General features: G+C 60.3%; 17 protein-coding genes, 4 tRNA genes and 1 pseudogene. 8 read left to right on the forward strand and 14 right to left on the reverse strand.

Annotated elements, in window-relative coordinates:
• Positions 1 to 112 precede the first annotated feature (112 nt).
• Positions 113 to 1774, reverse strand: coding sequence for a M24 family metallopeptidase (locus QMK52_RS25490; protein WP_194440375.1), 1662 nt, complete (start codon positions 1772 to 1774; stop codon positions 113 to 115).
• A gap of 78 nt (positions 1775 to 1852) precedes the next feature.
• Between QMK52_RS25490 and QMK52_RS25495 the strand changes: the two genes are divergently transcribed.
• Together QMK52_RS25495 and QMK52_RS25500 are read left to right on the forward strand one after the other, a co-directional pair.
• Entirely contained in the window at positions 1853 to 3343 is a 1491-nt protein-coding gene (locus tag QMK52_RS25495; protein WP_005786658.1) for a PLP-dependent aminotransferase family protein, read from the forward strand.
• A gap of 113 nt (positions 3344 to 3456) precedes the next feature.
• The gene (locus tag QMK52_RS25500) at positions 3457 to 5637 is read left to right on the forward strand and encodes a hypothetical protein (RefSeq protein ID WP_194440374.1); all 2181 of its coding nucleotides are present in this window, start codon (positions 3457 to 3459) and stop codon (positions 5635 to 5637) included.
• Positions 5638 to 5697: 60 nt separating this feature from the next.
• Here the strand turns inward: QMK52_RS25500 and QMK52_RS25505 are convergent, their stop codons facing one another.
• Both QMK52_RS25505 and QMK52_RS25510 read right to left on the reverse strand, forming a co-directional pair.
• Positions 5698 to 5985 (reverse strand): hypothetical protein, encoded by a 288-nt coding sequence (locus tag QMK52_RS25505; protein WP_005786654.1) that lies wholly within the window; start codon positions 5983 to 5985, stop codon positions 5698 to 5700.
• 48 nt (positions 5986 to 6033) lie between these two features.
• The gene (locus QMK52_RS25510) at positions 6034 to 7137 is read right to left on the reverse strand and encodes a polyamine ABC transporter substrate-binding protein (protein WP_005786653.1); all 1104 of its coding nucleotides are present in this window, start codon (positions 7135 to 7137) and stop codon (positions 6034 to 6036) included.
• Positions 7138 to 7273: 136 nt separating this feature from the next.
• On the opposite strand from QMK52_RS25510, the gene QMK52_RS25515 reads away from it, so the two are divergent.
• Positions 7274 to 8065 (forward strand): helix-turn-helix transcriptional regulator, encoded by a 792-nt coding sequence (locus QMK52_RS25515; RefSeq protein WP_194440373.1) that lies wholly within the window; start codon positions 7274 to 7276, stop codon positions 8063 to 8065.
• Between the two features lie 78 nt (positions 8066 to 8143).
• Here the strand turns inward: QMK52_RS25515 and QMK52_RS25520 are convergent.
• The 4 genes from QMK52_RS25520 to QMK52_RS25535 form a co-directional block, all read right to left on the reverse strand.
• A tRNA-Gly gene (locus QMK52_RS25520) sits at positions 8144 to 8219 on the reverse strand.
• A 3-nt stretch (positions 8220 to 8222) separates the two neighbouring features.
• Positions 8223 to 8298, reverse strand: a tRNA-Glu gene (locus tag QMK52_RS25525).
• 105 nt (positions 8299 to 8403) lie between these two features.
• Positions 8404 to 8479 (reverse strand) — tRNA-Gly (locus QMK52_RS25530).
• Between the two features lie 3 nt (positions 8480 to 8482).
• Positions 8483 to 8558: transfer RNA gene (locus QMK52_RS25535), tRNA-Glu, on the reverse strand.
• A gap of 369 nt (positions 8559 to 8927) precedes the next feature.
• On the opposite strand from QMK52_RS25535, the gene QMK52_RS25540 reads away from it, so the two are divergent.
• Together QMK52_RS25540 and QMK52_RS25545 are read left to right on the forward strand one after the other, a co-directional pair.
• Positions 8928 to 9686 (forward strand): hypothetical protein, encoded by a 759-nt coding sequence (locus QMK52_RS25540; RefSeq protein WP_320403625.1) that lies wholly within the window; start codon positions 8928 to 8930, stop codon positions 9684 to 9686.
• Positions 9687 to 9822: 136 nt separating this feature from the next.
• On the forward strand, positions 9823 to 10635 hold the full coding sequence (locus tag QMK52_RS25545; RefSeq protein ID WP_320403626.1) for an alpha/beta hydrolase: 813 nt from the start codon (positions 9823 to 9825) through the stop codon (positions 10633 to 10635).
• Positions 10636 to 10671: 36 nt separating this feature from the next.
• Here the strand turns inward: QMK52_RS25545 and QMK52_RS27490 are convergent, their stop codons facing one another.
• From QMK52_RS27490 to QMK52_RS25560, 4 genes and pseudogenes are all read right to left on the reverse strand, one after another.
• Positions 10672 to 11589, reverse strand: a complete 918-nt coding sequence (locus QMK52_RS27490) for a methyl-accepting chemotaxis protein (protein ID WP_413817854.1) — start codon at positions 11587 to 11589, stop codon at positions 10672 to 10674.
• Positions 11578 to 12672: pseudogene (locus QMK52_RS27495) on the reverse strand (HAMP domain-containing protein); the annotation flags it as partial. The pseudogene QMK52_RS27495 and the gene QMK52_RS27490, both read right to left, overlap by 12 nt.
• Before the next feature lie 80 nt (positions 12673 to 12752).
• Positions 12753 to 14165: a PLP-dependent aminotransferase family protein gene (locus QMK52_RS25555; protein WP_320403628.1), complete on the reverse strand. Its 1413-nt coding sequence runs from the start codon at positions 14163 to 14165 to the stop codon at positions 12753 to 12755.
• Positions 14166 to 14365: 200 nt separating this feature from the next.
• Positions 14366 to 15127: an SDR family oxidoreductase gene (locus QMK52_RS25560; protein ID WP_194440372.1), complete on the reverse strand. Its 762-nt coding sequence runs from the start codon at positions 15125 to 15127 to the stop codon at positions 14366 to 14368.
• Positions 15128 to 15355: 228 nt separating this feature from the next.
• On the opposite strand from QMK52_RS25560, the gene QMK52_RS25565 reads away from it, so the two are divergent.
• Positions 15356 to 16363 (forward strand): NADP-dependent oxidoreductase, encoded by a 1008-nt coding sequence (locus QMK52_RS25565; protein WP_005786638.1) that lies wholly within the window; start codon positions 15356 to 15358, stop codon positions 16361 to 16363.
• A gap of 361 nt (positions 16364 to 16724) precedes the next feature.
• Here the strand turns inward: QMK52_RS25565 and pyrF are convergent, their stop codons facing one another.
• Positions 16725 to 17423 carry an orotidine-5'-phosphate decarboxylase gene (gene pyrF, locus QMK52_RS25570; protein ID WP_005786636.1) on the reverse strand — a complete coding sequence of 233 codons (699 nt, stop codon included), beginning with the start codon at positions 17421 to 17423 and terminating at the stop codon, positions 16725 to 16727.
• A gap of 257 nt (positions 17424 to 17680) precedes the next feature.
• Between pyrF and QMK52_RS25575 the strand changes: the two genes are divergently transcribed.
• Both QMK52_RS25575 and QMK52_RS25580 read left to right on the forward strand, forming a co-directional pair.
• Complete coding sequence (locus tag QMK52_RS25575) at positions 17681 to 18445, forward strand: response regulator (RefSeq protein ID WP_320403629.1); 765 nt, start codon at positions 17681 to 17683, stop codon at positions 18443 to 18445.
• Entirely contained in the window at positions 18445 to 19479 is a 1035-nt protein-coding gene (locus QMK52_RS25580; RefSeq protein ID WP_005786632.1) for a sensor histidine kinase, read from the forward strand. The genes QMK52_RS25575 and QMK52_RS25580 overlap by 1 nt, the downstream gene beginning before the upstream one ends.
• 511 nt (positions 19480 to 19990) lie before the next feature.
• Here the strand turns inward: QMK52_RS25580 and QMK52_RS25585 are convergent.
• Together QMK52_RS25585 and QMK52_RS25590 are read right to left on the reverse strand one after the other, a co-directional pair.
• On the reverse strand, positions 19991 to 21055 hold the full coding sequence (locus QMK52_RS25585; protein ID WP_005786630.1) for an AI-2E family transporter: 1065 nt from the start codon (positions 21053 to 21055) through the stop codon (positions 19991 to 19993).
• A 72-nt stretch (positions 21056 to 21127) separates the two neighbouring features.
• Positions 21128 to 21946, reverse strand: coding sequence for a DUF4892 domain-containing protein (locus tag QMK52_RS25590; protein WP_005786628.1), 819 nt, complete (start codon positions 21944 to 21946; stop codon positions 21128 to 21130).
• Positions 21947 to 22036 lie beyond the last annotated feature (90 nt).

Genomic DNA, 22036 nt, shown 5'->3' on the forward strand with positions numbered 1-22036 from the left:
ACCGTTTTCGCAGCCTCGCTGAAGCTCGACAGCTCCCACAGGAGATCGGCAGTGCTGGGTTGATCTCGGTTCATCGCGACAAGCGCACTTCTCGGCAGCAATGGCAGGCTCTTCAGGCTTGCAACATCAGCATGTCTTCAAAGAACCCACCCACTGGCTCAGTGGGATGGCACAACTGGATCTCCAGCACCCAGGCCATTTCGCTCGGTGGGATCTCCAGGTCAGCCAACTCCTTGCTTTCGAACAAGGCATGGGGGAAATCCGCAAGGCGATGCCCCGCCAGATTGCGTGCCAGCCTCCAGCCCTTCGACACGGCGCTCTGTTCGGCGAAGTCGTAGAGCTCGCGCCCGGTCAGCCCACGCAGCCACGCTTGGCGGGTCTCATCGAACACCTCATGCAACGCAGTCCTGCACGCCAGATGCAGCGGTAACTCACCGAAGATGAACGTGTCGCCGTAGTCCCCTTCATAGCCGTCCCATACCGGCCCCAGGTCGACCACGACGATATCGCTGGCACGCAGTTTGCGCTGACGATCAACACCCTCGCGGGAGGGCCGGATGGTGTCGGGGCCAAAGCGAATGTAGGTCGGATGCCAGGTGTGCGAGGCGCCCATGGCCGTGAGTTGCTGGGCGGCCATCTCCAGGGCTTCGCCGGTGGTCATGCCGACCGTCAACCGGCTGGCGATGGCCGCCAGGGCGCGTATGGATTTTTCTCGCGCCGCCAACATGCCGTCCAGGGAATACCGTGGGCCGACTTTTTCCCAGATCGGGTCGAACGACAGCAACACCGTTTGCGCGCTTGACCGGCCACTGGCGACAAACGCCTCCGCGACAAACCGATGGCTCGGCAACCCCGCCTCGACGCAATGGGCACGCACCTGGCTAAGCATGGTGCCGTTACCACACGCATAGACCTGCGCCGCCTCCCAATGATGCCCGTGGCTCAATGCAACCTCCTGCACCCGCCCCTCGGATGATCGCACCGAGTGCCAGCGAAAACGGGGGTGCTCAAGCATCGATTCATCCAGAAAGGCGCCGTCATAAAAGTCGGTTGACTGCGCGCCGCCCCAATACAACGTCACCTGGACATTACGTTTGAGCGCGGTCAACAGGATCGGCTTGATGCCCGCGTAACCGGTACCCGTGGCAAACAGCACGACGGGCGCTGCGTCATCGTCCTGCCAGGTGCAGGCGCCAAACGGTCCTTCCAATTGCATGCGCGCCCCCACGACCAAGCCATCCAGAACGCCTTCGGAAAAGTATCCGCCGCTCACCCGACGAACCTGGAAGACCAAACGCCCCTCGTTCTCGGCTGGCAGGTTGGCAACCGAGAAGCAACGCGTGTCGCCGTCTGCCAGGTAGAACTTGAGGTATTGACCAGCTCGCACCTTCAAAAGTGTATCGGGCTTGAGTATCAACTCAATGACATCGGGCCCGAGCGCGCGCTTGCCAATGACCTGAGCGCCAACGACCAACGCAGGTGTATCCAGGGACCAGCCGGGAATCTCCAGGCGCATGTCGGTGCAGGCATGGCTCTGGCAAAGCAACATTTCATTGGCGGCCAGGGGGTAACACGGCGCCGGCGCATCCGGCGCCAGGCGCTTGGCCCGGTACTCACCTGCGGCGACCACCACCTTGCACGAGCCGCACGCACCACGGCGGCACGAGAACGGCACAGCCAGGCCGCTGGCAAGCATGGCGTCGAGCAACAGTTCGTCGCCGATCTCCAAGGTTTTTCCCGAGGGAGACAGTTCGATGACATGGCGTGTGTTCATAAAGACCTCGGGGTAAGTGAGGCCTGGATTGTTACGCTAGACTAGGACCATTAAAACCTCCAGATTTGGATACTTCAGATGGTCCAGTTGCGTAAATGGCACCCCCTGCTCAAACTCGACGAAGACACCCGCCAGGCGTCCTATCGCAAGATTGCCGAAGGCTTGGTCACCGCGATTGTCGAAGGGCGCCTGCCGCCAGGGACGTTGCTGCCGGGCACACGAGAGATGGCACAACTGCTCGACGTCAACCGCAAGACAGTGATCCTGGCTTATGAGGAAGCGATGACCAAAGGCTGGCTGATCAGCGAGCCGCGCCGTGGCACATTCGTCAATGCGCAATTGGCCCCAAAGCCCCTGCCCTGTGCGGCGCAACCGTCTTTCGCCCCACTGCTGCTGGACCAGCCGGTGGTACCGTATTTCACCCATAACGCCCAGGTGGTCGCGCTTCAGCATCGGCACAGTGCGCTGTTCTTCGACAATGGCACCAGCGACCATCGCCTGCTGCCCCAGGCCGTTTTGCATCGCTACTATCGCCATGCGCTGCGCAACAGCTTTGCCTCCAACACGGTGCGCTACGGCAGTGAGGGCACCGGCTATCAGTTGCGCTGCGCCCTGGCCGAGATGCTGCGCAATAACCGCGGGCTGACAGTGACTGCCGAGAATATTTGCCTGACCCAAGGCACGCAGATGTCCCTGTATCTGAGCGCCAGCCTGCTGATCAAGCCTGGCGACGTGGTACTGGTGGAGCGTTTGAGCTACCCGCCGGCGTGGGAAATTTTCCGCAAGCTCGGCGCGCAGTTGGTCACGGTCGACATCGACGATGAAGGTTGCCGCACCGACCAGGTCGAGCGCTTATGCCGCGAGCATAACGTGCGCATGATCTACCTCACGCCCCACCACCAATTTCCCACCACCGTGAGCCTGCATGCCGCACGTCGACAACACTTGCTGGCATTGGCCGCGCAACATGACTTTTGCGTGATCGAAGAAGACTACGACCACGAATATCACTTCAGCGGCCGCCCTTACCTGCCGCTGGCCAGTGACCGTGCCCAGCGCCATGTGATCTATATCGGCTCGTTATCCAAGGTGCTGGGCTCGACGTTTCGTTGCAGTTACATCGTGGCCCCCACGCAGGTGATTGAAGCCCTGCAGCGCAATGCCGCACTGATGCTGGGCGACGCCGATGCGGTCGCACAGACCATGCTGGCGGACTTGATCAATCACGGTGAGTTGAAAAAACACCTGCGCCGCGTCTCCAAAGAGTACCTGGCGCGCCGGACCGTGTTGCGCGAATGTCTGGACCAGGCATTCGGTGAGCGCATACAGGTGCGCGAGCCCGAAGGTGGCTTGGCGCTCTGGGTACGTTTCGAGGATAGCGTGAACGTGGATCGCTTGGTGCACACCGCCCTGGAGCATGGGCTGGTGGTACGCAGCGGTCGTCAGTTTTCACCCGACGACCAAGCGGAAAACGCCCTGCGCCTGGGCTTTGCCTCCCTGGACCGGGATGAGATCCATCACGCAACACAACGGCTGGCCCAGGCTATGAAAGCGATAGATAGGCGCTGAACGCGTGATGGCCCGGTGCAACGGTTCCTTTCCCGCTTACCTAGCCGTTCGGTCAGTTACCACACCGCCCCCTTTAACGTACCTTGGCCTCTGAACCTGTCGGAGCACTCGGGATGTCGCTGATCAACGCTGTCGAACGCGCCTGCACACGCCTGGCTCCCACCGGCTGGCGTGATCTGTTGCTGCACCATGGCTTGGACATAACCTCGACAACCCTGCGCGATGAACTCGCCAAACCCCTGCTCATCGATCGTACCCAGCCCGGCTTTGAGGACTTTTCGGCCGATGGCATACGTGGCGTTGAGCCTGGGCACCCAGCCGCCAGCCTGCTGTTTCATGCATTCGCCTCGCCGAATGTGAACCTCGGAATCAACGGCAGTACACTCACAGCCTTCCCTACCCCTGCTGAAACCGAACACATCCTTAATTATGTCTACGGTGCCAATCCTCCCAGCATGGAGGTTTTGCAACTGGCCGCCGGTGATGCAGAGCTGGCGATTGCCGTGTTTGCCTATGAATACCGCCCCCGCCCCGAGACCGTGCATGGGCGCCAGGCCGACCTGTGCTTTTCCCGCACCGGAATCGCCCGGGTCGGTACGGCGCCAGCGCTGTATGACCCGCAACGCAGGGGCTTTTTGCCCTTTGTCGAGGACCAGCCCAATCAGATGCGCGTTATCCCGGCGCGCTACGGCGCGTTCATAGCGGCACGGCATGTGGGTCAGCCCGAGCGGTTCGGCCCGATGAATGCTCAATCCATCGACCATGATCTTGAGTTCTGGGTGCCCTTGCATAAGGTATTCGATGGCGATGAGTGCGTGGCGGGGATGGACCTGAGCGTTCAGTTGGTCAATCACCAGGTCAATGAAAAGATCGGTCAAATCCACAGACGCTTTCGCAATACCGGTTGGCAAGAGCCTGACATTCTCAACGCACCTTTCGTCATTACCGAGGGGTTATGTCATTGGGCGGATATCGATGGCTTTGCACCTGGCTTGCTGGTGCCCGACGCCAAGGAGCGGCTGGTGCAGCTGGCTCACTACCAAGGTCGTCCGCTGTCCTTCATGATGCCCCCGGGCACCGGCGGCCTGGTGCATGGGCGCCATCATGTGCGTGACGACGGCTCGATTGAAGACCTGAATCAACGTGAGGATGTCGATGCCATCGTCAAGGCCGGAGGCTACCGAGCCCTGCACTATCAGGACGCAATGGCCGATGGCTGGGTGCGCGCACTCTGTCCAGCACTGCAACTGCAGAGCATCGCCGCCTATTCGATTATCGGAGCACCGGATTTTTACCCGTTGTGTGGACAACGGGAACTCAAGCAATGGTCCAGCGACCCGCAGGTTTTTCCTTGCCCTACCCCACCCTGTCCGCAGGTATGGCACACGCGAGTCAACCCACTGTCCGATGTGCGTTTTTTCATCAATCAGTCGCTCAGGGGAGGTTATTTTTCCGCTGAAGACCGCGGCGCCACTGCGATCGTCTCGCACCCCCAAACGTCCACGACTCCAAGCCCCGGACATCCGGCGGCCTATGCCCAGCGACAATCCTGGCTGCCGGATTTCGCCAGCGGGGTCTTCGGGCCTGGCTGGGAAGTCGGCCGTGGCTTGGTAGATGCCCCATTCACCAATATGCTGTGTGGCTATCAGTTGGCCAGCCCGTTCACGGAAGATGCACGCATCTGTGCTGCGCTGGGTTCGTACTGGCCAGGGGTGGCGCCTGATTCAACCCGTACGTTCGAACCGCGCAATGTCTCTGCTACGGTCATCCCGCTGACTGACAACGAAATCGGCCTGCTAGACCAGCCTGCCTGGGATGGGCGTAGCGGCCCCTCACTGATCGAACTGGAGGGGCGCACGCTGGTTCAATACCAGGCTTATGAATACGGCGACTACACCCAGGCCGCGCTGGATGGCCGGATCTCACTGGCCGCGACCGGGCAGACCAGCACCAAGCAGTACCATCAGCGCGTCCTGGGCATGCGCCGCGCATATCAAGCAGTCGGTGCGGGCTCAGACACCGAGCAACGAAAACGCTGGCCGCTGCTGTCGTTTTTTCAGGTGCAATTACCGGACGAAGCTTTCGAAGTCGCACAGCAAGAGGCCGGTTTGCGACTGGAAGGCGAGGTGGCGTACTACAGGCTTTACAAACACGGCGCGATCAGCACCCCAGCGCACGACTTCAAACTTCGTCATGTGGAAATAGAGCAAGAGATCGAACTGTATATGAGCCAGGACGCGCTGCTTATCCGCCGGGACGGGGAACCCTGGCGACACCTCGATGAGTCACTTTGACGTCGTTGTTGTCGGCGGCGGCCCGGCTGGCTGCGCTGCCGCAATCCACTGCGCAGGGAGTTATCCACGATGCCTGCGCAACAAAGGCCAGTTGGACGCGAGTGCTCCGGGCTCATAGTCTCGGCCCCTGACCCGTACCAGGTCGGGGAATTCAAGCAACAAGGCGCGATTCCCCCTGCCGATGTGCTCCATCACCGCCAGGGTGATGTTTTCTCGCACCATGCCCGTCGAGACGTAATACATGGCCCAGGCTTGTTCCGGCGTGCAGAGGCCGATCTGCTCTTCAATCTCTTTGTACGCTTTGTAGTCGTCTGACTCCAAATAGCACTGATCACCGCCTTGGCGCATGCTGTTGCCCTCCCCGGCCCCTGGGTCAACCGCCCAATAGGCCTACACTCACGTACCGCTCTTGACCTTGGTCCAGACCCGGGTGCGAATACGCTCCGCCTTCAACGGCAACGGCTCAAGCGGAACCAGCGTGGCCATGGTCTTTTTATCGGGATAAATCCACGGGTTATCGCGCAACTTCTGCTCGACGAACTGCGTGGCATCTTTATTGGCGTTGGGATAGAGCATGTAGTTGGAAGTCTTGGCAATCACCTGGGGGCGCAGCATGTAATTAATGAACTCCAGCGCGGCCTTGGGGTGTCGAGCGTCTTTGAGCAGTACCCAGTTTTCAGACCAGACCAATGCGCCTTCTCGAGGCAGGCTGTAGGCAATCTTGCGTCCGCTGTTGGATTTTTCATTGATCGCCTGCGCAGCCAGCGCACCATTGGCCCAGCCTACAACTGCGCAAATATTGCCGTCAGCCAAATCGGTGTCGATTCGCGAGGAATCGAAATAGAGCACGTAGGGACGGATTTTTAGCAACAGGGCCTGGGCCTTCTGGTAGTCCAAAGGGTTGGTACTGTTGCTGGGCAGCCCCAGGTAGTGCAAGGCGATCGAAATGATTTCGCTGGGCGAATCGAGCATGGCCACGCCACAGGCCTTGAGCTTGCTGATATTTTCTTCTTTGAAGATCAGGTCCCAGCTGTCCACCGGGGCGTCATCACCCAGGGCGGCCTTGACCTTGTCCACATCGTAGCCAATGCCGGTGGTGCCCCAGACGTAGGGTACGGCGTAGCGATTGCCGGGGTCATTGACCGCCAGCAGAGACAGGATATCGGGATCGATATGCGACAGATTACTCAGTTGCGAGCGGTCCAGCTCTTGCAACACCCCCGCCTTGATCAGGCCGGGCAGCACATTGGAAGTAGCCACGACCAGGTCATAACCGGTGCGCCCGGCCATGACTTTGCTCTGCATGGTTTCGGCGCTGTCGAAGGCATCCATATGCAGCTTGATCCCGCTTTCCTGCTGGAACTCCTTCGGGGTTTGCGGCTCGAGAAACCCGAACCAGTTATACAGATACACCGAAGATTGCGCGGCGCTGGCCGGCGTGCTGATGGCGGCGCCAAGCAGCGAGGCTAAAAAAATAGCTCGCAAGTGTGATCGACTCATATGACTATCCCTGTTACCCGAAGCGCCTTCATGGCTATCGTAAGCTCGGGGTGAATATACCGGGCGTTGTCGAATAGTAAATACCTACAAGTACTTAGCCCTGGCCTGCAAATCCCTAACCCTAAAGGGGTAGAACATGTCGCTTGACCTTCACAACCTGGCTTGGCACCGATCGGTTGGCAAACTGATCATGCAGCTTGATCGACCAGAGTTCTGGAGCTCATTGATTCGCGTATTGAATGAATATGTGCAGATAGACAACTGGGTTGTGCTGGTTTTCAGCGATCACGCCGTGCGGGTGATCAGCCTGCCGGAGGTGGCAGACAGCGAAGAAGTGGATGCCTTTATTCATCGGTATGTGAAAGGTCTTTACCTGCTGGACCCGTTTTATATCGCTAATCGGGAAAACCCGCAGAGCGGGTTCTTCCATCTGCTCGATATTGCGCCGGAACACTTTCTTGAAACCGAGTACTACCAGCAATATTTCGCGCAATACATCTCGGTCGATGAGGCGCAGTACAACGTGCAACTCGATGCCGACAGAACCCTGTGCATGTCGTTCGGCAGTAACGTGCGCTTCACCCAGGCGCAAGTCACGCTACTGGACATGATCAAGCCATGGGTGACGGCAATGATGCATCAACGCATGTGCTTTGAAATTGACCCGCAAAAGAACTTCGCCGAACCGGCCTCATGGACTGAGGCGCTGACCCAGTTGGACACACAAATAACAGCACGCGAGAAAGACGTGCTGAAGTTGCTGCTCAGCGGTTTTTCCAACAAGGAAATCGCCGGGAAGCTGGCGCTGTCGACTGAAACCATCAAAGTCCACCGCCGCAACCTCTACAACAAGCTCAATATAAAATCGCAGTCCGAACTGTTTGCCCGGTTTTTTATGCCAAGGCCGCAAGCCCATGCGGCCATTTGAACGCGGCAAAACCGTATCGGGCCAAATTCAGCACAAACAAAAACGCCGATCATTGCTGATCGGCGTTTTCGTTAAATATGGAGCGGGAAACGAGACTCGAACTCGCGACCCCGACCTTGGCAAGGTCGTGCTCTACCAACTGAGCTATTCCCGCAAATGGCGTCCCCTAGGGGACTCGAACCCCTGTTACCGCCGTGAAAGGGCGGTGTCCTAGGCCACTAGACGAAGGGGACACGCTACTGAAACACATGGTGTGTATTTCAGTGCCCAGAGGCCTCGTCCGAAGACTTGGTCCTGGTTTCACTCAATGCCGCCCGAGGGCCACACTGCTTGTAAATTGGAGCGGGAAACGAGACTCGAACTCGCGACCCCGACCTTGGCAAGGTCGTGCTCTACCAACTGAGCTATTCCCGCATATGGCGTCCCCTAGGGGACTCGAACCCCTGTTACCGCCGTGAAAGGGCGGTGTCCTAGGCCACTAGACGAAGGGGACACACGTACAACATTCACTCCCTACCGCGTTTCGCTGTGTGCTTTACGCTGTAAGTGGCGCGCATTCTATGGATGGATTGAAAGGTCGTCAACCCCCAAGGATAAATTTATTTAAATCAATGACTTCGCCATGGTTTGCCGGCCCGTGCGGGCATTGTCGCCGCTGGAGCCTTGGCGCCTATATTCTGGCGTTCAACAAGGCGTTATAGTCTGCCTGGGCAAATGATGGCAATGTGCACCCATTCGGAAGCGCTTACCTATACAGAAGAAACTACCCGGGCAACTGGTCGATCGGTCCTATCCGCCGGATGCCTCAGTCACTACACTCCACAGCAAACCCTATAAAGAGGTCACACCGGTGACACCACTCATGATCACCCTGCTGGTAATAGCCGGGATCGTAATACTGATCGCCATTGGCTACATGAACCACGTGGTGGAAAACAACAAGCTGGAAAAGAAGCGTACCGAGATCGAGCTTAATGATCGGCTGCGTCGCTGCGGTGAAATCACCGAGACTTTCCCCGGCCAACTGATGACCCCGGCGCTCAAACTGTTGCTGGCTCGCCTGGAACTGAACGTCAACCAGCGCCTGTTGAACCTCAATAAGTCCAGCGCGCCAATCAAGGCACGTATCAGCGAACTGAATGCGCTGATCGCCCAGGGCGAATCGATTCCGGTGGCCAACCCACCTGCGCCGATCCAGACCGAAGCCAAGGCCAAGGACGTGCGCTTTTTGCTCGAAGCCCTGCACGGCCAAGTCACCCGTGCAGCCCAGGACGGTTTCCTGCCATCCAATGAAGCCAAGCACTGGATCAAGGAAATCCGTCATATCCTGGTACTGCTGCATATCGAGTTCTTCAACAACCTCGGCCAACATGCCCTGCTGCAAGGCCAGCCCGGCCAGGCGCGCCTGGCGTTCGAACGCGGCGTGCAGTACTTGCGCAAGCAACCGGAACCGGTGCTCTACAGCGCACAGCTGCAACTGCTGGAGTCACAACTGGCCCGCGCCAACTCCACGGTGCTGACCAACAGCCAACCGGCAGAAGACGAAGTCAATGAGCTGACCGAAGGTTTGAAGGTCGTCGATGCCGACGCCGAGTGGAAAAAGAAAGCTATCTACGACTGACAGCCCAGACAATAACGTGGGAGGGGTGTCAGTTGGATGGCAACCCTCACACCATATGCCATCACTTTGCATCTATCCCCCCGCCCCCGACTAGCGTAAAAAAGTGCCCCTCACTCCGTGAAGTTAGAGGCCTGCTATGCCTGTTGCCGTGATTGATGGACAACCGCTGCATTACCTCGACCAGGGCAGCGGCCCGGTCGTATTGCTCGGTTCAAGTTACCTGTGGTCTGGCGACATGTGGACGCCGCAGATTGAAGCGCTGTCCCAGCAATACCGGGTAATCGTCCCCGAGCTGTGGGGCCATGGCGAGTCGGGCCCGCTGCCCACGCAAACCCGGTCCCTGGATGATCTGGCTCGCCAGGCCCTGGCGCTGCTGGATCACCTGGACGTCGAGCAGATCAACCTGGTGGGCCTGTCGGTCGGTGGTATGTGGGGTGCGCGCCTGGCACTGCTGGCACCCGAGCGCATCAACAGCGTGGTGCTGATGGACACCTACCTCGGCGCCGAACCCGAAGCAACGCGCCAGTATTATTTCTCGCTGTTCAAGATGATCGAAGACGCTGGCGCCATCCCCGAGCCGCTACTGGATGTGATCGCACCGATCTTCTTTCGCCCGGGCATCGACCGTGAATCGGCGCTGTATCAGGACTTTCGCAAATCCCTGCAGGGCTTCCCCCGCGAACGCCTGCTCGATAGCATCGTACCGCTGGGCCGCTTGATCTTCAGCCGTGAAGATATCCTGGAGCAATTGCCGCGCCTGGACGCCGACACCACCCTGATATTGTGCGGCGAGCAAGACAAACCCCGCCCACCTGCCGAATCCGAGGAAATGGCCGGGCTGATTGGTTGCGACCTGATCCTGATCCCGGAGGCCGGGCATATCTCAAGCCGCGAAAACCCGGACTTCGTCAACGAAGCGCTGCTGACCTTCCTCGCCAACAACGCCTGACCACCCTTCGCCTTGCTCGCCGCACCCCAGCGGCGATCACAGGCGGAAATGCCCCACCATCCCCTTGAGCTCCACGCCCAACTGCGCCAGTTGGACGCTCGATGCGGCATTGCCTTGCATACTCAACGCCGAATGATCGGCACTTGCCCGAATACTGGTGACGCTGCGGTTGATCTCTTCGGCCACCGAGCTTTGTTCCTCGGCGGCGGCGGCGATCTGTTGGTTCATTTGCTGGATCAGTGACACGGCGGCCGCAATGCTGCCCAAGGCACTTTCGGTTTGCAGGGCATCACCGACCGCCAGTTTCACCAGTTCGCCACTTTGCTGGATCTGCTGCACCGACGACTGCGCCGCACTGCGCAAGGTGCTGACCAGCCGTTCGATCTCCTCAGTCGATTGCTGGGTGCGCTTGGCCAGGGCCCGTACCTCGTCGGCCACCACGGCAAAGCCACGCCCCTGCTCACCGGCGCGCGCCGCTTCGATGGCGGCGTTCAAGGCCAGCAGATTAGTCTGCTCCGCCACGCTGTTGATCACACTCAGCACGGTGCCAATGTTCTGGATCTCTGCGCTGAGGCTTTCGATGCTCGCGCTGGCACTGTTGCTTGACGTGGCCAGCAATTCGATACGCTGCAAGCTCATGCGCACCACCTGCTGGCCGCTGTCGACCTTGGCATCCGCCGTCTGTGCAGCTTGCGCCGCTTGCTCGGCATTGCGCGCCACATCGTGCACCGTGGCGGTCATCTGGTTCATCGCCGTGGCAACCTGTTCGGTTTCTTCCTTCTGGCTGTTGACCTCGTGGTTGGTCTGTTCGGTAACGCTGGACAGCAAATGCGCGGAACTGGCCAGTTGTTCAATGCCGGCCTGCAACCCGCTGACCATCTGGCTCAAACCGCTGCTCATCTGCTGCATGGCTTGCATCAATTGGCCAATTTCATCGCGGCGGCTGACCTCCATGCGCCCGCTCAGGTCACCCGAGGCAATCTGCTGGGCCACAGCGATCACGCTGCGCAACGGCGCAACGATCAAACGGGTAATCAGCCAAGCAGCAATCAAGCCCACCAGCAACGCCAAGGCCGAGGAAGCGATGATCAGCAGCGTGCTGTGCTGCAACTGCGCCTGCATGGACTGATCTTCAGCGGCGTATGCCTGATTGACCTGGCTGACCACTTGCTCGGCGCGATCATGCAGTTGCGTATAGACCAGCTTTTCCTGGGCCAGCAGCCCGGTGTACTCGCCGAGCTTTTCACTGAATGATGCGATATGCCCGCTGACTTCGTTGAGTACGGTCTGGTAGCCCGCGTCCTTGACGCTGGTTTTCAGCTTCTCGACCTCGGCCAGGGCCTGGTCGGCCTGCTCGATCTTGCCCTGGCCGACGTCGTCTGCCTCAGCCTTGCGGCTCTGGTCCAGGCGCACTCGCGCTTCGTTCATGGCTTGCAGCATCAGGCGCGACACCTGGCTGACCTGCCCCGCCTGCTCGATAAACTCGGCGCCCTCCTTGCCCTGGCTTTCCTTGAGGCCATAAGCGCCGTCGTCGGCGAGGCCGGCTTGCAACACGTCCAGGTTATTCGCCACGCTGGATACAGACCAACTGGCCATTTCCAGCGCCAGGTCCTTGGCCTGGGTCAAGTCGACGAACTCATCGAACGCCTTGCGATAGGCAATCAAAGCTTGCTCGACATCACTCATCACCCGCTCGTTGACAGCGGACCGGGCCTTGAGGCTGATGGCCTGGGCCAGCAATGCGTCAACACTGTTATGCAGGGCGTCAACGGCCTGGGGGTCGGCGTGCAGCGCGTAGTTTTGCTCGATCACACGCACCTTGAGCAACTCGCTATTGAGCGAAGACATCTGCTTGAGGCCATCAAAGCGCTGGCCGACGGTGTGCAGGGCCCCCACACCGATCGCCGCTACCAGGGCCGTCAGAAGGAGTACCAAGGTAAAACCCAAGCCCAGTTTTTTTGCCATGCCAAGGTTGGCGAATTGTCGTTGCACGCCCCAAATCATTGCACTTGATCCTCTTGCAATGGCAGATGCCATAAGCCAGGTTTACAAGCAGCGAGAGTGGCAACCCCAGGGCACTGAGCACAAGCCGCTGGCGCCGCAATAATGGCAAAAAGCTACATGCTCGTCGTTTTCAGAATGGTCGAGGTCGATCTGGTCGGCCCCATGGCACGGAACAACGCCAGTGCGCGCTGATCCGCCGCGTAGGCCACGTTGATGCGTAGCCAGTCGCTACGCTCTCCGGTGGGACTGAACAGCGCCCCGGGCGACAGCAGCACGCCGAGCCGCCGGGCACAGGCTTGCAGTCGCGACGGGTCCGGGATGCCCGGTCGCGCCCACAGGAACATGCCCCCAGCGGGAACGGCAAAGACCTGCCACTCTTCATCCTCAAGCACCTGCAACGTTGCAGCCATCTGCGCATTCAGGTGCTTGCGCAGGCGCTGCACCCACTTACGGTAAGTGCCGTTGCTCAACAACGTTGCCACCATTGCTTCGGCAAAGCGCGAGGTGCCGATGCCCGTCAGAGTCTTGAGATGGGCCAATTGCTCAATGAGCGTGGCACTGGCACAGAGGTAGCCCACGCGCAGGGCGCTGCTCAGGGTCTTGGAAAAACTCGACACATAGATCACCCGGTCACCGTGGTCCAGCGCCGACAAGCGCGTGCAACTGGCATGTTGCAGGTCGCCGTAGACATCCTCTTCGATGATCAGGAAATCCCACTCTCGCGCCAGTTCCAACAACCGCTGCGCCACCGAACGGCACAGGCTGGTGCCGGTGGGGTTGTGATAGAGGCTATTGATGAACAGGCACTTGGGCCGATGGGTTTGCAGCAGCGTTTCCAAGGCAGGGATATCCGGGCCGCCACGGGCGCGCGGGACCTCCAGCAGGGTCACACCCTGAAAGGCCAACTGGCGATAGAGGTTGCCATACCCGGGTGTTTCCACCACGACCTCATCACCGGCCTTGAGCAAGGTGCGTATCAGCAGGTCCTGGGCATGACTGGCGCCATGGGTGGTGAGAATACAGTCCAGGCGGGTGGCTATGTGAATCTGGGTCAGACGCTTGAACAGTTGTTCACGCAGCGTCGGCAGCCCCAAGGGCGTACTGTAGCTGAACAAAGCCCCGGTATCGGTACGACTGAGTTCGCGAATTGCATAGCTGATGTCATCGCTTTCGCGCCAGTCGTCCGGCAGCCAGCCACACCCCAGTTTCAACTCGCCGACGGGACTGTCGGTAAAAGCGCCCCATCCCTGCTCCGCGCCTTCATACCAGTGGTGTTCGTGGGTCGCTGCAGGTTGCGCCACCACGAAGCCCGAGCCGTGCCTGGAGGCCAGCAGCCCCTGGGCCACCAGCCGTTCGAACGCCTCAATCACGCTGGACTGGCTCAGCAGGTTGTCGAGGGCCAATTGCCGAATGGACGGCAAGCGCGTTCCGGGGCTCACCCCTTCCTTGCGAATCCAATGCGCCACCGCGCTGACGATTTGCTGAACAACCGGTACCAGGGCTTGTCGATCGATCCCTAAATCCATGAGCCACTCACTTCAACTGTCTGTTAACCCAAAACAGTTAAGCACAGAAGCTCACCAAAATTTGCCGGGAAGATTTATTAAAGTATTGATTTTATTAGATTATTTACCTACTGATACATATTCGGGCACGGCCCACTGCCCGCTATGGAAACGCCCCACAGCACCTCGCCCTGTTTTCGAACGCGGTGCGACTTGCCGTCCTAGATGGCTGTCGCGCCGCCATCCACCGCCAGGGACTGGCCGGTGGTAAAGGCGGCACCATCACTGCACAGGTACAACACGGCGCTGGCAATTTCCTCCACCTTACCGATGCGCCCGACCGGGTGCATGGCCGCCGCGAATTCGGCTTTGCGCGGGTCGGCCTCGTAGGCGCGGCGAAACATGTCGGTATCGATCACGGCAGGGCAGACCGCGTTCACGCGGATCTTCTTTTTCGCATACTCAATGGCTGCCGACTTGGTCAGGCCGATCACTGCGTGTTTGGACGCCGCATAGATGCTCATCTTCGGCGCCGCCCCCAGCCCGGCCACCGATGCCGTGTTGACGATTGCTCCGCCGCCCTGGGCCAACAACAGCGGCAACTGATACTTCATGCACAACCAGACGCCTTTGACGTTAACCCCCATGATGGCATCGAACTCATCCAGGCTGCCGTCGGCCAGCTTGCCTTTCTCGATCTCAATCCCGGCGTTGTTGAAGGCATAGTCCAGTCGTCCATAGATGGCGACCGTCTGCGCCATCAATTGCTGTACGTCCGTTTCGAGCGTGACGTTGCAACGCACAAACACCCCTTCGCCGCCGGCCTGGCGGATCAGCGCAACAGTGCCCTCGCCCCCCGCCACATCGAGGTCGGCAACGACCACCTTCAAGCCTTCGGCCGCGAACGCCAGCGCAGTGGCGCGACCAATACCCGCGGCGGCGCCGGTTACCAGGGCGACCTGGCCAGAAAATGTCATGCTCATGGGAACTGTCCTATGGGAGTGGTAACGGTGGCGCGAGTCTAGCCAACACAGGGATTAGCGCGTCAGCACTATCAGACGGCGGGTTAGCGCTGCATGAATCGCAGTGATAAGTCTACCGGGATGGTTATCAGCGATGCCTATCGACGGGCATTCGCCTCCCGCAGGCAACCTTGCCCTGGCGTCACTGAAGGGCTATCACTCATGATTCATTTCCAAAGAGTCCTTGCCATGACCGCCCAGACCAACCGCCAATTCCTGCTCGCCAAACGCCCGGTCGGTGCGGCCACGCGAGAGACCTTCACCTACCAGGAAGTGCCGGTGGGCACGCCTGCCGACGGCCAGGTCCTGGTACGCAATGAATACCTGTCCCTCGACCCGGCCATGCGTGGCTGGATGAATGAGGGCAAGTCCTATATCCCGCCGGTCGGCATCGGCGAAGTGATGCGGGCGCTGGGCGTCGGCAAGGTGATTGCCTCGAACCATCCGAACTTCGCGGTGGGGGACTACGTGAATGGCGCCCTGGGCGTGCAGGACTACTTCCTCGGCGAGCCCCGTGGTTTCTACAAGGTCGACCCCAAGCTTGCGCCCCTGCCCCGTTACCTGTCTGCCCTGGGCATGACCGGCATGACGGCTTACTTCGCCCTGCTGGAGACCGGTGCGCCGAGAGCCGGTGACACCGTGGTCATTTCCGGCGCCGCGGGTGCCGTGGGCAGCATCGCCGGGCAGATCGCCAAGATCAAAGGCTGCCGCGTGGTGGGGATTGCCGGCGGTGCCGACAAGTGCAAGTTCCTGCTCGATGAGCTGGGCTTTGACGCCGCCATCGACTACAAAAGCGAAGACGTACCTGCCGCCCTCAAGCGCGAATGCCCGAAGGGCGTGGACGTCTATTTCGATAACGTCGGCGGCGATATTCTCGACGCCGTGCTCAGCCGCCTGGCACTCAAAGCCCGCGTGGTGATTTGCGGCGCGATCAGCCAATACAACAACAAGGAAGCCGTCAAAGGCCCGGCCAACTATTTGTCATTGCTGGTCAATCGCGCGCGCATGGAAGGGTTTGTGGTGATGGACCACGCGGCGAACTTCGCGGCGGCCGGGCAGGAAATGGCCGGCTGGATGGCCCAGGGCAAGCTCAAGAGCAAGGAGGATATTGTCGAGGGGCTGGAGACATTCCCGGAAACGCTGATGAAGCTGTTCAGCGGCGAGAACTTCGGGAAGTTGATACTAAAAGTCAGCTGACACACGGCAGATCTAAATGTGGGAGGGGGCTTGCCCTAGGCTTTTGTAGGAGTGAGCTTGCTCGCGAAAAACTCACAGGCACCGCGTTCATTCAGACAACACGCGTTATCGTCGACGTTTTTCGCGAGCAAGCTCGCTCCTACAGAGGGCGATGTACGCTTGACTGACTGGCATTAGGGCTTGCCCACGATGACCATGCTGACTCGCTGCTTGCTCTTGCTCTTGCTCTTGCTCTTGCTCTTGCTCTTGCTCTTGCTCTGCTTTTGATCTTAGGCGCCCCGTTAAACCACGCTGGCCGGAATTCGACAGGGATTTGGGGGGTAAGCCCCCTCACACATTTTTTACCGTGTTCCCCTGAGAATCAGGCGATTTCGGCAACCACCGCGGCCAACGCTTTGGCCGGATCCGCCGCCTGGCTGATCGGACGGCCGATCACCAGGTAGTCCGAACCGGCATCCAGGGCCTGGCGCGGGGTCAGGATACGGCGTTGGTCATCCTGCGCGCTGCCCGCCGGGCGAATACCCGGCGTCACCAGTTGCAACGACGGGTGGGCGTTTTTCAGGGCCTGGGCTTCCAGGGCCGAGCATACCAGGCCATCGAGGCCGGCTTTCTGCGCCAGAGCCGCCAGGCGCAATACCTGCGTCTGAGGCTCGATATCCAGGCCAATACCGGCCAGGTCTTCGCGCTCCATGCTGGTCAGCACGGTCACGCCGATCAGCAGCGGTTTGGGGCCGCTGCGCTGTTCCAGCACTTCGCGGCACGCGCTCATCATGCGCAAGCCGCCGGAGCAGTGCACATTGACCATCCACACGCCCATTTCGGCCGCAGCCTTCACGGCCATTGCCGTGGTGTTGGGGATGTCATGGAATTTCAGGTCCAGGAACACTTCGAAGCCTTTGTCCCGCAGGGTGCCGACGATTTCCGCCGCGCAACTGGTGAACAGTTCCTTGCCGACCTTGACCCGGCATAGCGTGGGGTCCAACTGGTCAGCCAGCTTCAGTGCGGCGTCACGAGTGGGGTAATCCAGGGCGACGATGATAGGAGTCTGGCAGACGGACATTGGAATGGGCTCTCAGGCAAGTCGAAATCGGCGCGGATTGTAGCGCAAGCAGCGCCGTTGCGGGATCCGATGATCGGTAAATACTGATCAAGTGCCCGATACACGCGATTTCGAGCACTTGTTTCAAAGTCGATACATTCACGACACGCCCTCAACACGCCGCCCGGCTAGCCTCGCACACTATCGCACGCCCAGCATTTCCAGCCACGGCGCTGGGCGCCTATGCTGACAGCACTACTCAGGCAGATGATCGCACTATGCAGACCCCTTCCGTCCCCGTAAACGAAGAGCCTAAAGGCACGACGATCGCCGAAGACAAGCGCTGGACCACCCGTGCGCTGATCGTCGACGACGACGTGCCGATCCGCGAACTGCTGATCGACTACCTGGCGCGCTTCAATATTCTGGCCTTGGGCGTCACCGACGGCGCCGCCATGCGCCAAGCCATGCAAGCGGAAACCTTCGATGTGGTGGTACTGGACCTGATGCTGCCGGGCGAGGACGGGTTGTCGCTGTGCCGCTGGCTGCGTGCCGAGTCGGACATTCCGATACTGATGCTCACGGCCCGCTGCGAACCCACCGACCGCATCATCGGCCTGGAACTGGGCGCTGATGACTATATGTCCAAACCGTTCGAGCCCCGGGAGCTGGTGGCCCGTATCCAGACCATCCTGCGCCGGGTGCGCGATGACCGCACCGAGCAACGGGCCAACATCCGCTTCGACACATGGCGCCTCAACAGCGTACTGCGCCAGTTGGTGGCCGATGACGGCCTGGTGGTGCCGCTGTCCAACGCCGAGTTTCGCTTGCTGTGGGTGTTCATCGAACGCCCGCGCCGCGTATTGAGCCGCGAGCAACTGCTGGATGCGGCCCGTGGTCGCTCCATCGAAGCCTTTGATCGCAGCATCGACTTGCTGGTATCACGCCTGCGCCAGAAACTGGGGGATGACCCCAAGGCCCCGCAGTTGATCAAGACCGTACGCGGCGAAGGCTACCTGTTCGACGCCCGGGATATCGGTTGATGCGCGCCACCTTCAATACGCTGTTCGGGCGACTGTTCGGCCTATTGCTGGTGGCCATTGTACTGGCCCACGTGCTGGCGCTCTTCTGGTTCCACCACTACGGCCGGCCACCGCCTCCGCCTCCCCAGGCATTCGTCGAACAACCGGACGGCACCCTCAAACCGCTGCGCAAGGAACCTCGCCCTTGGTTTGGTGGCCCGCTGGTACCGCTGACGTTTCAATTCATCTCGCTGATCATTGCCGCCTGGTACGGCGCCAAGCTGCTGAGCCGGCCGATCCAGCGCCTGAGTGCCGCAGCCGAGCGTTTGAGCGTCGACCTCGACAGCCCGCCGCTGGTGGAATCCGGCCCGCGCGAGGCAAGGCAAGCAGCCTCGACCTTCAACCTGATGCAAAAGCGCATCCGCGAACAAGTCAGCCAGCGAGCACGTATGCTCGGTGCGGTCTCTCACGACCTGCGCACCCCGTTATCACGCCTCAAACTGCGCCTGGAACAGATCGAAGACACCAAGCTGCAAGGCCAGATGCGTCAGGACCTGAACGACATGATCGATATGCTCGACGCCACCCTGAGCTACCTGCACGAACAACGCACCAGCGAGACGCGGCATTGGCTCGACGTGCAGGCGCTGGTGGAGTCCCTCAGCGAGAACGCCCAGGACCAGGGCTGCGACGTGCAATTTTCAGGCACCTGCGCGCCCTTGCAAGTGCAGCCCATGGCCCTGCGCTCATGCCTCAACAACCTGATCGACAACGCGCTGCGCTATGCCGGTATGGCCCGGGTAGAACTGGCCGACAGCCGTGGCGCATTGGTGATCAGGGTGATCGATAACGGCCCGGGGATCGCCGCCGATAAACGCGAAGCAGTGTTCGAACCATTCTTCCGGCTGGAGGGCTCGCGCAACCGCAACTCCGGAGGGGTCGGTTTGGGGATGACCATTGCCAGAGAGGCCGTCGAGCGGCTAGGCGGGCACTTGAGCCTGGAGGACACGCCGGGTGGTGGGTTGACTGCCGTGATGTGGTTGCCGAGGGGCTGAGGCTTCTCCCTTCTATACAACTGTGCAGCTTGCCGCACCCACGGTAACCACGATGCGAAGCGAGCCGCTCTTGATCTTGATCTTGATCTTGATCTTGATCTTGATCTTGATCTTGATCTTGATCTTGATCTTGATCTGCTTTTGATCTCAGGCGCCCCGTCAAACCACGCTGGCCGGAATTCGACAGGGATTTGGGGGGTAAACCGGCAGGGATGCCGGTTTAGCCGCCCCGCGCCATGGATGGCGCGTGGCGGCGGCCCCCCAAATCCATGGCGGATTACGGGCACACCGAGCCTAGGCGAGGTGCCGAGTGGTGGGGCAAGAGCGTTTGGGTTACTTTTGCGCTTTTCAAAAGTGACCCGCTGTAAAAGCGGAACCAATATCAGCCGTTACCCAAATAACGGATATGTACTCAGTCGGATCCAACATCCTGGCCGGCCCTGAGGCCGCCATCGGGAGCAAGCCCCCTCCCACAGGTGCCGCGTCACATCACATCCTGATGCCTAGCCCCTCAATTACACGGCTTGTCGTCACGACGCACTTGCGCCTGGGTAGCGCTCCAGTCCGTCAACAGGCTGTACGCCACCGCCAGCAGCGTCGGCCCGATAAACAGCCCGATAAAGCCAAAGGCGATCAACCCCCCAAACACCCCCAGCAGCACAATCACCAACGGCAGGTTACCGCCACGACTGATCAGATACGGCTTGAGCACGTTGTCCACACCGCTGATCACAAACGTACCCCATACCCCCAGGAACACCGCATAGGTGTAGTCACCCTTCCACGCCAGCCAGGCCGTGGCCGGAATCCACACCAGCGGCGGGCCCATGGGGATCAGGCTGAGCAGGAAGGTAACAATACCCAGCACCAGCGCACCCGGCACGCCGGCGATCAGAAAGCCGATCAGCGCCAGCAAGGCCTGGGCCGCCGCTGTGCCGATCACACCATTGACCACCCGCTGCACCGTACCGGCCACCAGCTCGATGTAATAGCCGGCACGTTCACCGATCAGCCGCTCCAGCAGACGGTGCACAAACATCGCCAGGCGCGGCCCATCACGGTAGAAAAAGAACACGAAGACCAGGCTCAGGGTCAGCTCAAGAATACCGCCGCCAATTTGCGCACTGCGTGCCAGCAACCAGTTGCCGACCTGGCCGAGGTACGGCTTGATGCTGACCATCAACGCCGCGCCTTGTTGGTCAATGCTGTCCCACATCGCCACCAGACGCTCGCCGACGAACGGGATCGAGCCCAACCAGGTCGGCGCCTCGGGCAAGCCGTCGACCTGAATGTCTTTGATCAGCGCCACCGCATCGCGCACATGGTCGGCCAGGTTGAACCCCAGCCACACCAGCGGCACCGCCACCAGCAGCATCCAGCCCAAGGTCAGGATGCCAGCAGCCAGGGACTCCCGTCCGCCCAGCCAGCGAGTGAGCAAACGCATCAGCGGCCAACTGGCAAACGCCAGCACCGCGCCCCAGAACAGCGCCGACCAGAACGGCGCCATGACCCAGAAGCTGGCACCAAACAGCACCAGCAGCAGGATTTGCACCAGCAGGCGATCGTTATTGAGCATCGGGTATCTCGAGAATATGGCTGTAGGAAGAGAGCTTAGGCGAACGGCACGGGTCCGTTCGCCTTGTAACGGTCAGCGTATCAGATGCAGGTGCAAACCCTTAGCGTCACCGCTGCCGGTTTCCAGGCGTGCGGCGCGCACGCCCTTGTCGACCAGGGCCTGGCGCCAGGCCTCGGCTTTCGGGCCGGTCAGGCTCACGCGCAAGGTGGTATCAAGGTTCAACCCACGGGAAATCAAGGTCAGCCAGGTGTCATCAGGCTCGGCGGCCAATGCAGGGAGATCCAACTCGCCCGTGCTTTTGAGCTCTCGCAGCAGGGTGGCCGAGGTGGGTAGCAGATCGCCCAAAGGCGCGCTGGCATCGAGTTGCTCCACATGCAGGTAAGCGCGTCGGTTGCCGCGAGTAATGCCGTACAGCGCGACCAGCGAGTTGTTCTGCGGGGCGGCCAGGCGCAGCAGCAGGTATTCCTGCTGGCCGTCGGCCCCCACCAGCTTGGCGTTGCCGAACACTTCATTGGCCCACAGACTGCTCTCGCCGCAATCGCGGGCCTGGCACCAGAACAACAGCTGCGCGCCCTTGGCCTGCAAAGCTTCACGCGTTGCAGTAAAGGCGGCGCTGGAGCTGTGCTCCGCGGGCAATTCATAGGTGATTGCAGTGGCCTGGCCGCGCGCGGTGGCCTGGCCTTCGTAACGCAACTGGCCGCTGATCTTGCGGATCGCGCCCATGGGGTAGATGCGTTCCTTCTCTTCAGCGGGGCGATAGTCGACAATTTGCGCGTCGACCTGGCGGGATACGGTAGGTAAATCCTGGCTGCCTGGCACATCGGCGGCAAACACCAGGGGGCTGAAACAGCAAAGGCCAAGGGCACGGATACATCCTTTACCCAGGCTCATCGGATCGATAGGCCCTGGCCAATGGAGGTCACAGCGATGTTGAGTGTGTTCATGGTTGACTCCCTTTCAATCCGCCCAGCCTCGGCAGTT

Source organism: Pseudomonas sp. P9_2 (assembly GCF_034008255.1).
GTDB lineage: Bacteria > Pseudomonadota > Gammaproteobacteria > Pseudomonadales > Pseudomonadaceae > Aquipseudomonas > Aquipseudomonas synxantha_A.

Excerpts from the sequence above, each read along its gene's own strand:
- QMK52_RS25585 (WP_005786630.1), bottom strand. The coding sequence starts at position 21,055 with ATGCTCAATAACGATCGCCTGCTGGTGCAAATCCTGCTGCTGGTGCTG.
- pyrF (WP_005786636.1), bottom strand. The coding sequence starts at position 17,423 with ATGTCCGTCTGCCAGACTCCTATCATCGTCGCCCTGGATTACCCCACT.
- QMK52_RS25490 (WP_194440375.1), bottom strand. The coding sequence starts at position 1,774 with ATGAACACACGCCATGTCATCGAACTGTCTCCCTCGGGAAAAACCTTG.
- QMK52_RS25590 (WP_005786628.1), bottom strand. The coding sequence starts at position 21,946 with ATGAGCCTGGGTAAAGGATGTATCCGTGCCCTTGGCCTTTGCTGTTTC.
- QMK52_RS25540 (WP_320403625.1), top strand. The coding sequence starts at position 8,928 with ATGATCACCCTGCTGGTAATAGCCGGGATCGTAATACTGATCGCCATT.
- QMK52_RS25580 (WP_005786632.1), top strand. The coding sequence starts at position 18,445 with ATGCGCGCCACCTTCAATACGCTGTTCGGGCGACTGTTCGGCCTATTG.
- QMK52_RS25565 (WP_005786638.1), top strand. The coding sequence starts at position 15,356 with ATGACCGCCCAGACCAACCGCCAATTCCTGCTCGCCAAACGCCCGGTC.
- QMK52_RS25545 (WP_320403626.1), top strand. The coding sequence starts at position 9,823 with ATGCCTGTTGCCGTGATTGATGGACAACCGCTGCATTACCTCGACCAG.
- QMK52_RS25505 (WP_005786654.1), bottom strand. The coding sequence starts at position 5,985 with ATGCGCCAAGGCGGTGATCAGTGCTATTTGGAGTCAGACGACTACAAA.
- QMK52_RS25575 (WP_320403629.1), top strand. The coding sequence starts at position 17,681 with ATGCAGACCCCTTCCGTCCCCGTAAACGAAGAGCCTAAAGGCACGACG.
- QMK52_RS27490 (WP_413817854.1), bottom strand. The coding sequence starts at position 11,589 with ATGGAGGTCAGCCGCCGCGATGAAATTGGCCAATTGATGCAAGCCATG.
- QMK52_RS25555 (WP_320403628.1), bottom strand. The coding sequence starts at position 14,165 with ATGGATTTAGGGATCGATCGACAAGCCCTGGTACCGGTTGTTCAGCAA.
- QMK52_RS25510 (WP_005786653.1), bottom strand. The coding sequence starts at position 7,137 with ATGAGTCGATCACACTTGCGAGCTATTTTTTTAGCCTCGCTGCTTGGC.
- QMK52_RS25495 (WP_005786658.1), top strand. The coding sequence starts at position 1,853 with ATGGTCCAGTTGCGTAAATGGCACCCCCTGCTCAAACTCGACGAAGAC.
- QMK52_RS25500 (WP_194440374.1), top strand. The coding sequence starts at position 3,457 with ATGTCGCTGATCAACGCTGTCGAACGCGCCTGCACACGCCTGGCTCCC.
- QMK52_RS25560 (WP_194440372.1), bottom strand. The coding sequence starts at position 15,127 with ATGAGCATGACATTTTCTGGCCAGGTCGCCCTGGTAACCGGCGCCGCC.
- QMK52_RS25515 (WP_194440373.1), top strand. The coding sequence starts at position 7,274 with ATGTCGCTTGACCTTCACAACCTGGCTTGGCACCGATCGGTTGGCAAA.